The sequence below is a fragment of the uncultured Desulfobulbus sp. genome, assembly GCF_963662935.2.
In the GTDB taxonomy this organism is placed as follows: Bacteria; Desulfobacterota; Desulfobulbia; order Desulfobulbales; family Desulfobulbaceae; genus Desulfobulbus.
The window spans coordinates 626,942-642,739 of record NZ_CAXXTL010000001.1 but is presented as its reverse complement, the minus strand read 5'-3'; the positions used below and the strand labels follow the sequence as shown (position 1 = coordinate 642,739).

11 protein-coding genes are annotated in these 15,798 nt (G+C 61.3%); 6 read left to right on the top strand and 5 right to left on the bottom strand.

Annotation, left to right across the window (positions count from 1 at the left end; genetic code table 11):
• Window positions 1-43: 43 nt before the first annotated feature.
• The 6 genes from ACHZCX_RS02755 (at window position 44) to ACHZCX_RS02730 (ending at window position 6,186) form a co-directional block, all read left to right on the top strand.
• Entirely contained in the window at window positions 44-451 is a 408-nt protein-coding gene (locus ACHZCX_RS02755; RefSeq protein WP_319585708.1) for a hypothetical protein, read from the top strand.
• 378 nt (window positions 452-829) lie between these two features.
• Window positions 830-1,279: a hypothetical protein gene (locus ACHZCX_RS02750; RefSeq protein ID WP_319585707.1), complete on the top strand. Its 450-nt coding sequence runs from the start codon at window positions 830-832 to the stop codon at window positions 1,277-1,279.
• A gap of 125 nt (window positions 1,280-1,404) precedes the next feature.
• Window positions 1,405-2,874, top strand: coding sequence for an efflux transporter outer membrane subunit (locus ACHZCX_RS02745; RefSeq protein ID WP_319585706.1), 1,470 nt, complete (start codon window positions 1,405-1,407; stop codon window positions 2,872-2,874).
• On the top strand, window positions 2,871-4,205 hold the full coding sequence (locus ACHZCX_RS02740; protein ID WP_319585705.1) for an efflux RND transporter periplasmic adaptor subunit: 1,335 nt from the start codon (window positions 2,871-2,873) through the stop codon (window positions 4,203-4,205). The genes ACHZCX_RS02745 and ACHZCX_RS02740 overlap by 4 nt, the downstream gene beginning before the upstream one ends.
• A complete protein-coding gene (locus tag ACHZCX_RS02735; protein WP_319585704.1) occupies window positions 4,202-4,963 on the top strand; it encodes an ABC transporter ATP-binding protein in 762 nt (253 codons plus the stop codon). Before ACHZCX_RS02740 ends, ACHZCX_RS02735 begins: the two co-directional genes overlap by 4 nt.
• Window positions 4,963-6,186, top strand: coding sequence for an ABC transporter permease (locus ACHZCX_RS02730; protein ID WP_319585703.1), 1,224 nt, complete (start codon window positions 4,963-4,965; stop codon window positions 6,184-6,186). Before ACHZCX_RS02735 ends, ACHZCX_RS02730 begins: the two co-directional genes overlap by 1 nt.
• Window positions 6,187-6,441: 255 nt before the next feature.
• On the opposite strand, the gene ACHZCX_RS02725 is transcribed toward ACHZCX_RS02730, so the two are convergent.
• The 5 genes from ACHZCX_RS02725 to ACHZCX_RS02705 all read right to left on the bottom strand — a co-directional run bounded on the left by ACHZCX_RS02725 (window position 6,442) and on the right by ACHZCX_RS02705 (window position 15,719).
• On the bottom strand, window positions 6,442-7,569 hold the full coding sequence (locus tag ACHZCX_RS02725) for an ABC transporter permease (protein ID WP_319585702.1): 1,128 nt from the start codon (window positions 7,567-7,569) through the stop codon (window positions 6,442-6,444).
• Window positions 7,570-7,571: 2 nt separating this feature from the next.
• On the bottom strand, window positions 7,572-10,358 hold the full coding sequence (rbbA, locus tag ACHZCX_RS02720; RefSeq protein WP_394708739.1) for a ribosome-associated ATPase/putative transporter RbbA: 2,787 nt from the start codon (window positions 10,356-10,358) through the stop codon (window positions 7,572-7,574).
• Window positions 10,322-11,395, bottom strand: coding sequence for an HlyD family secretion protein (locus ACHZCX_RS02715; RefSeq protein WP_394708758.1), 1,074 nt, complete (start codon window positions 11,393-11,395; stop codon window positions 10,322-10,324). The genes rbbA and ACHZCX_RS02715 overlap by 37 nt, the downstream gene beginning before the upstream one ends.
• Window positions 11,396-11,832: 437 nt before the next feature.
• Window positions 11,833-13,287 carry an efflux transporter outer membrane subunit gene (locus ACHZCX_RS02710; protein ID WP_394708757.1) on the bottom strand — a complete coding sequence of 485 codons (1,455 nt, stop codon included), beginning with the start codon at window positions 13,285-13,287 and terminating at the stop codon, window positions 11,833-11,835.
• Between the two features lie 65 nt (window positions 13,288-13,352).
• Window positions 13,353-15,719, bottom strand: coding sequence for a phosphoketolase family protein (locus ACHZCX_RS02705; RefSeq protein WP_319585698.1), 2,367 nt, complete (start codon window positions 15,717-15,719; stop codon window positions 13,353-13,355).
• Between the last annotated feature and the right edge of the window lie 79 nt (window positions 15,720-15,798).

Here is a 15,798-nt window from a genome sequence, read left to right as displayed (position 1 = left end):
CTTGCAAGATACACAACCGTAAATAATAAAAGGATATTCCGTTATGAACATACAGAAAGCAGGGGTATGGATTGATCATCGCAAGGCAGTCATCGTGTTGCTCTCCTCCCAAGGTGAAGAGACGTTGGAAATCACATCCAATATTGAGAAACACCCTGGGCGGAGTGAGGGCAACCCTCCGACGGCGTCCTATGAAGCGCAGCTGGTCAAGGCCGACGATAGCCGGGAACGGAAGTTTGCGGGCCAGCTCGACCAATATTATGCGGAGGTAACGGCGGCTTTTCAGGGCACCGAATCCCTCCTGATTATTGGTCCCGGTGAGGCCAAGGGCGAGCTGAAACGGCATCTCGAACAGGCCAGGCTCGGCGAAACCATTGTTGCGGTGGAACCCGCCGACAAGATGACGGATCGCCAGATTGCCTCAAAAGTGCGCGATTATTTCAAGCAATAGAACCAAGTTAAGGCGTGCATGGAAAAGCCAATAAAAACTCCAGCCGCCACCGTGGCCCCGGAACCGCTGCCGGACAACGCCGAGGCCCAGCCTGCCATGCAACTTCCTGGAAAATGGCGCGGGCCGAAATTATGACCGTCCTCAAAGACCCAGGGACGCAACCGGAGGGCCTGAGCAAAGCGGAAGCGCCTGACCGTAGACGTTAAGGCGCTGACCGGCGAATGAGATTGTCACCGCCTCCATCTGCAAGCATGCGGGCATGCCGGTGGAGCCTCTCCTGCTTGATTCACAGTTTCAGAGCTGCATTTTGTTCATCGGGCCGATCAGTTCGATCTTCGACTACGCAATTTTTTTTGTCATGGTGCAGGTGTTTGACCGGTGGTACAGTCCGCTCCTGTCAACACCGGCTGGTTCGTGACGTCGCTCTTCACCCAGACCCTGATCATCCATGTCATTTGTACCAATAAAATCCCGTTTATCGAAAGCTGGGCAAGTTGGCCGTTGATGCTGCCCTCGGTGCGCACCGTGGCCGCTGGAATTGGATTGGCGCTTTCGCCAATGGCAGGCGCTCTCGGTTTTGAGCTGCTGCCGCCGCGCTACCGGCTCTTTTTTGGCCGTCATCATGCTTGGTTGTGTGTTGCTGACGCAGTTGACAACGGCCTGGTTTATTGCCAGGTTTGGCGATTGACGGAAACAATGCGTTCAAAGGACAACATAACCTGCAACGCCGCTGAAAGGCCCTGCCTGGCAGAATCAGTCGGTTACGGAGGTTTTGGCGCCTCTCCCTGTTCATCCACAGGCCAGTCAAGGCATGCCGGAGTTGTATGAGAGAAAACAGCGTACCCCAAAATGTATGCGCCCGTATTGAAAGAATTCGGAAGCAGATTTGCGGTCGACCGTGGTCCGCCGGTGATGGTAACAGCCCGGTCAGGAAAAACCACCATCGAGGCGGGATGAGCTGGGCGACCGCCCACAGCGGGTTCAATGTCATCAGAGGTCTGATTTTTAGTATTTTGATGCTGATGCAGAGCGGCTGCATGTCGGTGACGCCGCAATCTTTCGAGACCGCTGCCGTCACTGTGCCGGCCGCCTGGTCAGCGGCGGACGGCGTCGCCAAGGCCGGCAACGCCTCGCTGGCCCAGTGGTGGGTCCGTTTCAACGACCCGCTGCTCGCCAATCTCGTGAGCCAGGCCATGCTGACCAATACTAGCGTCAAGAGTGCGCAGGCCGCGTTACGCCAGGCCCGTGCCTTACGTGACGTCTCGGCGGCGGCGTTGTGGCCGACGCTCGACAGTTCGGCCTCGGCACAACGCGGCAAGTTGGGCAACAACAGCGCCGTTAACAAATTCACGACCGGCTTGGACGCCGCCTGGGAACTCGACATTTTCGGTGCCAATCGTAGTGCTCTGGAAACCAGCGAGGCCACTGCGCGGGCCAGTGCCGCAAGCCTGGGAGATGTGCAGGTGTCGATTGCCGCCGAGGTAGCACTCGACTACATCACTTTGCGTGATGCCCAGGCACGCTTGGAAATAGCCAAGAACAATCTGGCCAGCCAGCAAGAAACGTTGCAGATCACCCAGTGGCGGCTGCAGGCTGGTCTCATCACCTCTATCGAAGCCGAACAGGCACGGACGGCTGTAGAACAGCTCCGCGCGGTCTTACCAGGCCTGCAAACCAACATTGAACAGACTTCTCACGCCTTGGCAGTGCTGACGGGACAACCGCCAGCGGCCTTGTTGATGCAGCTGGCGGTTGTTCAATCGGTACCCGAGGTCGCAAATGACTTGGCGCTGAGCATTCCCGCCGAAACACTGCGGCAGCGGCCCGACGTACGTGCGAGCGAACATGAGGTGGCGGCAGCGCTGGGCCGCGTGCAGCAGGCCGAGGCCGCAAGGCTGCCCAACTTCAGACTCAGCGGTTCGTTGGGTCTGAACGCCATGACTTTGGACACCTTAACCAACGGCGCATCGTTGGTGAGTTCGGTGATGGCCGATATCTCGATGCCGATTTTCGACGCCGGCTCCAGACGCGCCCAGGTGCGGGCGCAGCAAGCAGCGCTGGATCAAACCCTCATGACCTACAAAACCACCGTACTGACAGCCTTGCAGGAGGTGGAAGACGCTTTGGTGGCCCTGCGTGGCGACCGCGAACGCTTGTTGCGCTTGGAGGACGCGACTGAGGCAGCCGGAAACGCAGCCTTGTTGGCGCGTCAACGCTACAGCAGCGGTCTGGTTGATTTTCAGGTCGTGCTCGAAACCCAACGCGCCCAGCTCACCACCCAAGCCAGCAAAGCCAGTGCCCGAGCCGACGTCAGTGCCGACCATGTCCGTCTATACAAGGCTTTAGGTGGCGGCTGGCGTCCTGATGACAATGATGTGCCACCCACCCCCATCGAAACACCCTCCCGGAGTTCCCGTTTATGAGCCCACTCAATGCCTCCTCTTCGGTCCCCCCCCCGCCCGAGGCTGCTGCCACATCCGACCTCGCCACCTTGCTCGCCGAGCCTGGACCGCGCCCCTGGTACCGGCGTCCCGTTTTATGGGGTGGTGTTCTGCTCGTATTGCTGGCGGGTGGCAGCCTGTGGTACTGGCAGGAAAGCCGAATCGCCGACGCAGCGCCGAGTTACACCACCCAGACCGTGGGGCGCGGCAACCTGACGCTGACCGTCACTGCCAACGGGACGCTGCAACCAACGCGCTCGATCAACATCGGCAGCGAACTCTCGGGCACGGTCCTGAAGGTGAATGTCGATGTCAATGACCGCCTCGAAAAGGGCCAGGTGCTGGTCGAGCTCGATCCCTCGAAGTTGAACGGTCAGATTCTGCGCTCGCGTGCATCCGTGGCCGCGGCCAAAGCGTTGGTCGAGCAAACCGTCGCAACCGTGGGTGAGGCCCAAGCCAATCTGGTGCGGCTTGAGGAAGTGGCGCGTCTGTCGGGGGGCAAAGTACCGTCCAGGACCGAACTCGATGTCAGCCGTGCAACCCTCAAGCGGGCCCTGGCCAGCGAGGCCAGTGCCCGTGCCGGCGTCAACGATGCCCAGGCCGCCCTGGCCACCGATGAAATCAACCTATCCAAGGCCTCGATCCGTTCGCCGTCCACGGGTGTGGTGCTGACACGCACCGTCGAACCCGGCAACGCCGTCGCGGCTTCTCTGCAGGCGGTAACCCTGTTCACTGTGGCTGAAGACCTGACCCAACTCCGCCTGCAGGTCTATGTTGATGAGGCTGATGTGGGCTCAGTCAAGGTGGACCAAGACGCCAGTTTCACCGTCAGTGCCTACCCCAACCGCAAATATCCGGCTAAGATTACCCGGGTAGCCTACGGCTCGACCATCACCGACAATGTCGTCACCTACCTGACCTACCTCGGTGTGGATAATACCGATCTGAGCCTGCGGCCCGGTATGACCGCCACTGCTACCATCACCGCCACCCAGCGTAACGACGTCCTGCTCGTCCCCAATACAGCCCTGCGCTTCACGCCAACAGCCACGGTTGCCGACACGGCCAAGACCAAGAGTGGCATTGTTTCAAGCCTGACACCACGCATGCCAAGGAGTACCACCCGCAAATCAGCGGCGGAAGGAGCAAGCACGGCAACCGCCCGGCAGGTCTGGGTGCTGCGCGATGGCGCCGCCGTTGCCGTTTCGGTGACCCCGGGCATCAGCGACGGCCGCATGACCGAGATCACCGGCGGCGAACTGCAAGCCGGGATGCAGGTGATTACCGACCAGAAAACGATGAGTGCGAAATGAATGATTCCGGTGCAATACCCTTGATCCGGCTGCGAGGGGTGACCAAGAAATACGGCATCGGCCAGGCCGAATTGCTGGCGCTCAAGGGGATCGATCTCGATATCCATGCCGGTGAGTTTGTCGCCATCATGGGGCCCAGCGGATCAGGCAAGTCGACCGCGATGAACATCCTGGGCTGTCTGGATACGCCCAGCACTGGTCAATATCTGTTCTCCGGAGCGCATGTCGAGGCGTTGTCACGAGACCAGCGGGCACGGCTGCGCCGCCGCTATCTGGGTTTTGTCTTTCAGGGGTTTAATCTGCTGGCGCGTACCTCGGCCCAAGAAAACGTCGAACTACCGCTGCTGTACCGTGGCGAAAGCGCAGCGGTACGCCGTGCCGCTTCAGCTGCAGCACTGAAGTCGGTGGGTCTGGGTGGCTGGGAGCATCATTCACCGGCAGAACTCTCAGGCGGGCAGCAACAGCGGGTGGCGATTGCCCGTGCCATCGTCACGGAACCGGCAGTGCTGCTGGCCGACGAGCCCACCGGCAACCTCGATAGCCAGCGCAGCCAGGAAATTATGGAATTGTTGCGCGGCTTGAACTTGGAGCACGGCATTACCGTACTGATGGTCACCCACGAACCCGACATGGCCGCCTATGCCCACCGCATGGTGCGCTTTGTCGATGGTCGCATTGAAAGCGACCTGCCGAACCCGCACCCGACCATATCGCCGCCAACAGCCTTGAAAGCGTCGGCAACGGCGGGGAGACCCTGATGCTGCTCAATACCCTGTTTCTCGCCCTGCGCTCGATCCGCCGCAACCTGTTGCGTTCGTTCCTCACCATTCTCGGCATTGTCATTGGCGTCAGCGCAGTGATCACCATGGTCACATTGGGCAAAGGGGCCACCATAGCCGTGCAGACGCAAATCTCCAGCCTGGGCACCAACCTTTTAATGATCCGCCCGGGACAGCGCCAAGGCCCTGGAGGCGGAGGGGGCGGTGCTGGCATCCCTTCCTTTAAAGAGTCCGATGCCGAAGCTATCCTGGCCCAGATTGGAGGGGTTGCCGCTGTAGCGCCAGAAGGCCGCGCCAGTGTCACCGTGGTTGCCAATGGTCGCAACTGGGCCACCAGCGTCACCGGCAGCAGCAATGCCTGGTTCGACACCGGCAACTGGAAGCTGGCAGCCGGACGCACGTTTGAGCCGGACGAGCAAACCGCAGGATCTGCCGTCTGCATCATCGGCGAAACGGTACGCCGTGAAATTTATGGTGGTGCAGTGGGAGCTGTTGGACTGGGCGAGCAGCTCCGTATCAAGCAGTTTTCCTGCGAGGTGATCGGTGTGCTTGCCTCCAAGGGTCAGGCCGCGATGGGCAACGACCAGGACGACACGGTGCTCGTCCCGCTGCACACCCTGCAGCGTCGGGTCACCGGCAACCAGAAGGTGGCCACCCTGCTGGTCTCGATGGAAGACGGCAGCGACAGCACCCGGCTGAAAGCCAGTCTGCGGCAGTTGCTGCGTGAGCGCCGCAAGCTGGCCGAGGGCGATGACGACAACTTCAACATCCTCGATACCCAGCAGTTGGCCGAAACACTCTCAGGCACCACCAAGGTGATGACCACCCTGTTGGGCGCCGTGGCCGCAGTCAGCCTGCTGGTAGGCGGCATCGGCATCATGAATATCATGCTGGTCAGCGTCACCGAACGCACCCGCGAGATCGGCCTGCGCCTGGCCATCGGCGCCCTGGAGCGTGAGGTGCTGCTCCAGTTCCTGATCGAGGCAGTGGCCCTGGCTGCGCTGGGTGGACTCATCGGCATTATCATCGCCACAGGGGCATCCATGGTACTGGCCCGCGTAATGGGTGTGCCCTATCTGTTTGACCTGACCATTAATCTGCTATCCTTTGTGTTTTCAGCGGGGATTGGGGTGGTGTTCGGCTTTTTTCCGGCGCGGCGCGCAGCCCGTATGGACCCGATTGAGGCGCTGCGTCACGAATGAAGAACGTATTGCAAATGCGGCCAACTCTGTGACCATCCCCCAAGAATAGCTCCACAAATTATAGGCATCTTGAAATTTAGGTCAGCTACCACTGTCCAATTCTTCCCTGCTGTCATCTCGACCGCAGGGGAGAGATCCCGAACCACGCACAGGCCTTATGGCTTCGGCATTTGGTGTCGCCGCACTAACTTGCGAGATCAGAAGGCCCGAAGATGAGAGGCACGATGTTGAAGGTGTGAATGACCCGCCACACAATCAGGCCATCTGGCTGATCGTCTTGCGAAACCGCAGTAGGGCAGCGGCAAACAGCAGGCTGCCGATGGCCACAATGCACAAAAACTGCGGCCAGACCACATCAAGGCCCGCGCCCCTGTAGAGAATGGCCTGCCCCGCTGACACAAAATGGGTGGTGGGAGCCGCCAACATGACGTTCTGGACCAGTTCGGGCATGCTCTCGCGCGGGGTGGCCCCGCCGGAGAGCAGTTGCAGCGGCAGCAGGACCAGCACCAGCAGCATGCCGAACTGCGGCATGGAACGCGCCAGGGTGGCCAGGAAAATGCCCATTGAGGTGGTGGCAAAGAGATGGAGCGCGGCCGCCAGCATGAAGAGCGCTACCGAGCCATGGATCGGCACCCGCAGCAGGCCTTGAACGATAAAGACCAGCGCCACCAGCGCCGCCACCAGCACGACCAATCCCATGGACCAAACCTTGGCCAGCATGATTTCAGCCGGGGTCACCGGCATCACCAGCAGATGTTCGATGGTGCCGTGCTCGCGTTCGCGAATCAGAGCCGCGCCGGTCAGGATGATGGAGAGCATGGTGACATTGTTGATGATCTCCATTAGCGAACCGAACCAGGATTGTTCCAGGTTGGGGTTGAAGCGCATGCGCAGCGCCAAGCCGATCGGCGGCACCACTGTGCTGCGATAACGCGCCACAAATTCATTGACCTCACCTGCGACCATCTGCTGGATGTAGCTGTTGCCGGTGAAGGCCTGGCTCATGAGGGTGGCGTCGATGTTGAGCTGGATCGCGGGCGTGTTTCCGGCCAGCACATCCTGCTGGAAGTTGGGCGGAATATTGAGGGCAAAGGTGTAGTCGCCCCGATCCATGCCGGCATCGACCTCGGCCAGCGAAATCATGATCGGTGCCTTGAAATGCGGCGGGTAGAAACTGGCGATGAGGCGCGCTGACAGCGGTGAGCCATCCTCGTCAACGATGGCGATGGGCGCGTTGTGCAGGCTCTCGGGCATGGCGGTGGCGGCCACGTAGATCGACACGGTGAAGGTGTAGACAATCAGCACCAGCATCATCGGATCGCGCACCAGGCTCCACAGTTCTTTGATCCCCAAGCGATAGATATTGGCCGCAAAAGAGTGCATCTTCAGGCCTCCTGTTTCTTGAGCAGCATAATCGCCAGACCGAGGATCACGGGCACCGCCGCCAGCAGCGGCCAGAACGAATGCATCAGGTCAGTGAGGTCCAGGGCCTTGCTGAACACGCCCCGGCTGATGGTCAAAAAATGGGTGGCCGGATAGACGCGGCCGATCCAGGCACCCAGGCCTTCGAGCGAGGACACCGGGTTGAGCAGGCCGGAGAACTGCACACAGGGGATGATGGTGCCGATCATGGTGACAAACATGGCGGCGATCTGGCTGTTGGTAAAGGTTGAGGCCAGCAGGCCGAAGCCGGTGGAACCGACCACGAAGATCATCGCCGCCAGGGTCAGGGAGGCGAAGCTGCCCTTAATCGGCACCCCGAAGACAGTGACCGCCAGGATGGCGAGCAAAAAAAAGTTGATCATGGCCAGGACAATGTAGGGCAACTGTTTGCCGAGCAGGAACTCGCTGCGGGTGACCGGGGTGACATAGAGGTTGATGATCGAGCCGAGTTCCTTCTCGCGCACCACCGACAGCGCCGTCAGCATGGCGGGGATCATCATTAGCAGCATCGGCAGGATGGCGGGCACCATGGCGGGCAGGCTTTTGACATCTGGGTTGTAGCGGTAGCGGGTTTCAACGGTGCTGGCCGCGGCCATCTTTATTCCGAGACGGTGGGTGGCCATATCGATCAGCCACATCTGGTGCATGGCCTGGACGTAGCCGCGCACGGTCTCGGCGCGCGTCGGCATGGCGCCATCCGCCCAGGCTCCCACCTGGACGGCGGTGCCGCGGGCGATGTCGCGGGCAAAGCCGGAGGGAATTTCGATGGCCAGCGCCAGATCGCCGCCACGCATGCGTTGATCCAGGTCGGCATAGCCGGTGAGCGGCGGCTTTTCGATGAAGTAGCGCGAGCCCGAGAGATTGAGGGCATAGTTCTGGCTCAGGACGGTCTGGTCACGATCAAGGACGGCAAAGGACAGATTTTCGACGTCCAGGCTGATGCCGTATCCCATGATGAACATGAGGATCGCCGTGCCGAGCAGCGCCAAGGTGGCGCGCACCGGATCGCGTCGCAATTCCAGGGTTTCGCGGAGGGTATAGCTGAAGGCGCGGCCTAAATTGAAAAAGGATCGATGCGGTCGACCCGTTGGCTGTGCAGATGGCAGGGCCTTGCCCGGCTGCACAACATCGGCTTGGGGACTGCCCGCCGTGGCTTCTTCGAGATACAGGATGAAGGCCTGTTCCAGGGTGTCGGTGCCGCGCAGGCGGAGCAACTCGGCAGGCGTGTCGCTCACCAGCACCCGGCCGGCATGCATCAGCGAGATGCGGTCGCAACGCGCGGCCTCGTTCATGAAGTGGGTGGAGATGAAGATGGTCACATGGTCGTTGCGCGACAGGTCGATCATCAACTGCCAGAACATGTCGCGGGCAATCGGGTCGACGCCCGAGGTCGGTTCGTCGAGGATCAGCAGTTCGGGCTGGTGGATCACCGCCACCGCCAGCGACAGACGCTGACGGATGCCCAAGGGCATATTGTCGGGCAGGGTGTCGATGACCGCAGTCAGACCGAAGCGTTTGATCAATTCATCCACCCGGGCGGCAATTCCCTCCTCGGGCAGAGAGAACAGCCGCGCATGCAGCACCAGGTTCTGGCGCACAGTGAGTTCGCCGTAGAGCGAAAAAGCCTGGGACATGTAGCCGACGCGGCGCCGCGCTTCAATGTCGCCCGCATTGACGACCTGGCCGAACAGCCGGGCAGTGCCCTCGCTGGCGGGCAGCAGGCCGGTGAGCATCTTCATGGTGGTCGACTTGCCGCAGCCGTTGGAACCGAGAAAACCGAAGATTTCGCCCCGCTGGATGCGAAAGTCGACATGATCCACGGCCACGAAGTCGCCGAAGCGCATGGTCAACCCCTGGGCCTCGATGGAAATCTCAGCCGCGACCGAGGCTGCCAGGGGCGGTACCACCACGGTCCGATGGCCACGCCGTTTTTCCTCGGGCAGCAGGGTGATGAAGGCTCCTTCCAGGGAGTCGGTGGCGGTGCGCGTGCGCAGGGCCTTGGGTGTACTGGTTGCCAGGATCGTCCCCGCATCCATGGCCACCAGCCAGTCGAAGCGGTCCGCCTCTTCCATGTAGGCGGTGGCGACGACCACGCTCATGTCGTGGCGCTCGGCGCGGATGTGCTCGATCAGATCCCAGAATTGTTTGCGCGAAAGCGGATCAACGCCGGTGGTCGGCTCATCCAAGATCAGCAGGTCGGGATCGTGGATGAGGGCGCAGCAGAGCCCGAGTTTTTGTTTCATGCCGCCCGAGAGTTTGCCCGCCGGGCGCGTCAGGAATGGCTGTAAACCGGTGCTGGCGGTCAGCTCATCGATTCGACGGCGGCGCTCGGCCCCATCGTGGCCAAAAAGACGGCCGAAGAACTGGAGATTCTCCTCCACCGACAGGGTTGGGTAGAGATTTTTGCCCAGACCTTGGGGCATGTAGGCAATGCGGGGGCAGACGCTGTCGCGGTGTGCTGTGCTGGTCATGTCGCCGCCCAGCACTTCCAGGCTGCCCTCCTGCACGGCGCGGGCACCGGCCAAGAGCGCCAGCAAACTGGATTTACCCACACCGTCTGGACCAATCAGGCCAACCATGCAGGCCGCGGGAATATCCAGGCTGATGGTATCAAGGGCCAGCGTCTTGCGGTAGCGCAGGCTGACGCCTGCCAGGCGGGCGACCGGTGGCGCGGTGCGGGGAGTTTCCGGATTCACTGCGGAACCTTGACCGCCAGTTCGGCCGGCCATTGCGCCTGTGGGTCGAGCTTGATCCAGGCCATGCCCGGCAGACCGGTCTTGACCAGTTTCAAGTGCTTTTGCAGCAACTCAGGGTCAATCTGCGCTTTGACGCGGAACATCAGTTTCTGCCGTTCGCTGGCGGTTTCCACGGTTTTGGGGGTGAACTGGGCGGTGCTGGCCACAAACGACACCTTGGTGGGGATAACGTACTGCGGGGCAGCGTCAAGGATGATGTGGACCTCGCTGCCCAGCGCCAGTTTTCCAGCCACCGTTTCGGGGACAAAAAAGGTCATGTAGACGTCGGCCAGATCCACCAGATTGAGGACCTTGCCGCCTGCTGCCAGCACCTCGCCGGGTTGGGCAACACGGTACTGGACGCGGCCATCGCGGGGCGCAGTGAGGGCACTGTCGTCGATATCGGCCTTGATGCGCGTGACCGTGGCCTCGACGGCGGTGATGGCGGATTGGGCGCTGACCACCTGGGTACGGGCGGCAACAATGGCGGCCTGGGCGGCACCCACCTGCGCCTTGGCAGCGGCAACGGCGGCCTGGGTGCTGCGCAGCCGGGCCCGGTCATCGTCGAGTTCCTGCGCCGATGCGGCACCCTCGCGGGTCAGCGTCTCCGAGCGGGCCAGTCGCCGCCGGGCGGCATCGCTCTCGCTTTCTCGCTGGGTCACCAGGGCCAGCACTGCCTGCTTATCGCTTTCGCGCATGGCCACCTGGGCCTCGGCACTGGCAACGCCGGTGATGGCCTGCTGCAGCCGCGCAGCCGCTTCATCCCGTTGGGCCTCAAGGGTTTGCACCTGCATATGGGCCAGGGTCTGGCCTGCAGTGACAAAATCGCCGTCGCTCACCAGAATATCCTCCACCCGCCCGGCGAGTTTGGCAGCCACATCAATTTCCGTGGCTTCGAGGCGGCCATTACCATTGACAAAGCCCTTGCCAGGCCCCTTGGGACGCAGCATCTGCCAGGCCACCAGCGCGGCCGCCGCCAGGGCGGCGATGACCAGGATTGGGATCAGCCATTTTTTTATTTTCTGGAGCAGAGAAGGAGCCTCTGGGGTCTCGGGTGCGGATGCGGCTGGTTGAGCCGGCTGGGAAACCGGTCCAGTGGTAGGAACCGTATTAGTGGGAGTGGTTGATGCCGGGGTGGGTTCGCCAGCCGGCGGTGCAGCAGCGGCTATGGCAACCGGTGTATTGGCTTCAGGAGGAACGGGTGTTGCGGCCGGTGCGGCAGCAGGCTTCGTGACTTCAGGTGGAGAATCTTCCGGTGAGGCGGGTGCCGCTGCGGGGTGAGCCGGTTGTGAAACCTGTTCAGTGACAGTCTTCGTGGTCTCAGTGGGTGGGGCCGCCGGCGAGACTGGTGCAATAACCGGGGGAGCAAGTGAGACCGTCACTGTTACCGTAACCGGTGCGGTGGCGTCTGCTGCTGGCGGCAGTGTCGTTGCAGTCACGGTGACCGGTGGGGCGGTTGTGGTGGCGTTCATGGATTCAGGGTGCCTCGGGTGGAGTTAGGGAGGGCGCGGACGGGGAGCGAAGCAAAATCCATCGCGCCGCCACCAAGGGCCGCATACAGGCCGACACGGCTGGTCAGCAGAGCCCGGCGAATCTGCACTACCTGTTGCTCGGCTGCAAGCAATTCGCGCTGGGCATCAAGCACTTCGAGAAAAGTGGCCGCGCCGTTGTCATAGCGCAACTGGGATAACCGGGCGCGCTCGGTCTGCACCGCCTGGGCGGTTTGGGCGATGACCAACTGCTCAGTCAGCCAATGCCGTGCGGAAAGGGCCTCGGCCACGTCGCGGAAGGCGCTCTGCACCGTTTTCTCGTAAGCGGCCACTGCCAGGTCGCGGCGGGCTTCGGTCAGGCTGAGGTTGTTGCGTCGCCGCCCCCCATCGAAAAGGGGCAGCGAGATGCTCGGTGAGAAAACCCATGCATGGCTCCCCGAGGCAAACAGCCCTTCCAGTTCGGCGCTGGCTGTACCAAAGGAGCCGGTCAGGGTGACGTTGGGAAAAAATGCAGCGCGGGCCGCGCCAATATTGGCATTGGCGGCTCTCAGCTGATGTTCTGCGGCGACGATATCGGGTCGTTGGACGAGCAGGTCCGAGGGCAATCCGGCACGTAGTTCGACCAGCACGACCTGTTCTCCAAGGTGATCCGGTCTGGCGGGGAGGTCAACGGGTGTCCCAATGAGCAAGATCAGCGCCTGGGCTTGGGCGGCGCGCAACTGTTCAAGTTGGGCGCCCAGCGCCTGGGCCTGGGTCATCAGAGTCTGCACCTGAGTCAGGTCGAGCCGCGAGGTCGATCCGACTTGGACGCGGCGGGTGAAAATGCGCAGGGATTCAGCGCGACTGGCAATAGTCCGGCGTGCCAGCACCAGACGTTCGTCGACTTCACGCAGGCTCAGGTAGCTGTTGGCGACCTGCGCAACCAGCGATATGGAGGCAGCGCGGCGGGCTGCGTCGGTGGACAGGTATTTTTCCAGTGCCGATTCCTTGAGATTGCGGACCCGTCCCCAGAAATCGATTTCCCAACTCGCCAGGCCCAAGGCTACCTGGTACTGACTGCCCTCAACGGGCTTGCCGGTTGGGCTTAAGTCGGCAGGGATGCGTGATCGGTCGACACCGGCCTGGACGCCGATGGTCGGAAACTGCTCGGCACGCTGGATGCCATAGACGGCACGCGCTTCCTCCACGCGCAATACGGCGGTCCGCAGATCACGATTATTGTCCAGCGCCAGTTTGATCAGCGTCTGCAGGCGCGGATCGGTGAAATAGTCCCGCCAGCCGGTTGCAATTGTGCCCTGCCCTGCCCCGATTCCTTCAGCAGGTTGGGCGTCCGGATAGGCGATCGCCACCGGCAGCGGCGGTTGTTGATACGAAGGCGCCATCGAAACGCATCCGGACAAAACAAAAAACACCATCAGCATCAGCCAACACATCACGTATGACCCCAGGTTCGCCCGGTCGCAAAAGGCCGAGCCGCAGACGAACCCAACCGGCGCCTTCATTGCTGGGCGCCCCACTTCCAATTGCGGATTTCCGGCAGGTCTTCACCGTACTCGGCGATGTACTGTTTATGCTCAAGGCGTTTGTCGCGGACGAATTGCTGGGCATAGGCAAGCTGCGACTGCAATTGAGGCAAGCGGTCGACCGCATCGCCAAAGAGGTGAAACCGGTCAAGATCGTTCATCACCACCATGTCAAAGGGGGTGGAGGTGGTGCCTTCTTCCTTGTAGCCGCGCACATGCAGATTCTTGTGATTAGTGCGGCGGTAGGCGAGCCGATGAATCAGCCACGGATAGCCGTGATAGGCGAAAATAATCGGTTTGTCGGTGGTGAACAGGGCGTCAAACGCCTTGTCATCTAGGCCGTGAGGGTGTTCGCTCTGCGGTTGGAGTTTCATCAGGTCGACCACATTGATCACCCGTATCTTCAAGGCGGGAAAATGGTGCCGCAGCAATTCCACGGCCGCCAGGGTTTCGAGCGTCGGCACATCGCCGGCGCAGGCCATGACCAGGTCCGGCTCGCCGCCGAGGTCGTTGCTGGCCCATTCCCAGATGCCGATGCCGGCGGTGCAATGCTGGATTGCCGCGTCCATATCGAGCCATTGCGGCGCCGGTTGCTTGCCCGCCACAATCACGTTGACGTAGTTGCGGCTCTTCAGGCAGTGATCGGTGACCGAGAGCAGGGTGTTGGCGTCGGGCGGCAGATAGACGCGGATAACCTCAGCCTTTTTGTTGATCACATGGTCGATGAAGCCGGGATCCTGATGGCTGAAGCCGTTATGATCCTGGCGCCAGACGTGCGACGACAGCAGATAGTTGAGCGAGGCAATGGGCCGCCGCCACGGAATTTCCCGCGTCACCTTCAGCCATTTGGCGTGCTGATTGAACATCGAATCAACAATATGGATAAAGGCTTCGTAGCTGGAGAAAAAGCCGTGCCGGCCGGTGAGCAGATACCCTTCAAGCCAGCCTTCGCACTGATGCTCGCTCAGCATTTCCATCACCCGACCATCTGGCGCGACATGGTCGTCGCCGGCCAGAATCTCGGCGGTTGAGCAGCGGTTGGTTACCTCAAACACTGCGCCCCAACGGTTAGAGGCGGTTTCATCCGGGCTAAAGACGCGGAAGGTCTGAGGATTGCGCTGCACCACATCGCGGATAAATTCGCCCTGGACACGGGTGGATTCGGCCTCCACCGCGCCAGGCTGCGTCACTTTCACCGCGTAGTCGCCAAAATCAGGCAGCCGCAGATCGCGCAGCAACAAGCCACCGTTGGCGTGCGGATTGGCGCCCATGCGGCGCTCTCCCTGCGGCGCGAGTTCGGCCAGTTCGGCCTTGAGTCTGCCGGTCTGATCGAACAGTTCCTGCGGGCGATAACTCTGCATCCACTCTGCCAGCATCCGGATATGGCCCGGATGACTCATCTCGCCCATCGGCACCTGATGGGCGCGGAAGGTGCCTTCGGACGGCTTGCCGTCCACCACCTTGGGGCCGGTCCAACCCTTGGGTGAACGCAGAATAATCATCGGCCAGTCCGGACGTTTCTGGAACCCGTTGGCACGGGCCTCGCTCTGGATACTGTGGATGTGCGCAATCACCTCGTCCAGCGCGGCCGCCATGCGCTGATGCATGTCCATGGGCTCGTCGCCTTCAACGAAATAGGGGGTGTAGCCGTAACCGCGGAAAAGGGCTTCCAGTTCGTCGCGAGGGATGCGGGCCAGGACGGTGGGGCCGGCAATCTTGTAGCCGTTCAAATGGAGGATGGGCAGCACCGCGCCGTCGCATACCGGATTGAGAAATTTATTGGAATGCCAGCTGGTGGCCAAGGGCCCGGTTTCCGCCTCGCCGTCGCCGACCACACAGGCAACGATCAGTTCCGGATTGTCAAAGGCCGCCCCGTATGCGTGCGAGAGCGAATAGCCCAACTCGCCGCCTTCATGGATCGAACCGGGCGTTTCCGGGGCGACATGGCTGGGAATGCCGCCGGGAAAGGAAAACTGCTTGAACAGGCGCTGCAGGCCTTCCTCATCTTGGGAGATCTGCGGATAGACCTCGCTGTAGGTGCTCTCCAGGTAGGTGTTGGCAACCAACCCCGGCCCTCCGTGCCCCGGACCGGTGACGTAGATCATGTTCAGATCGCCTTCCTTGATGACCCGATTCAGGTGCACATAGATAAAATTCAACCCAGGGGTCGTGCCCCAGTGGCCCAGCAGGCGCGGTTTGATGTGCGCCAGTTCAAGCGGCTTTTTCAGCAGCGGGTTGTCGTAGAGATAAATCTGCCCCACCGAGAGATAGTTCGCGGCCCGCCAATAGGCGTCCATCTTGAGCAGCAGTTCCGGGGAGAGTGGTTGTGTTGCTGTTTGCATGAGGTTCTTTCCTTTGCTTGCGTTGTAGTTTTTGTTGATGCGGTACGGTGGCGTTGCGATCCACCCCGAGGGTCTGGGA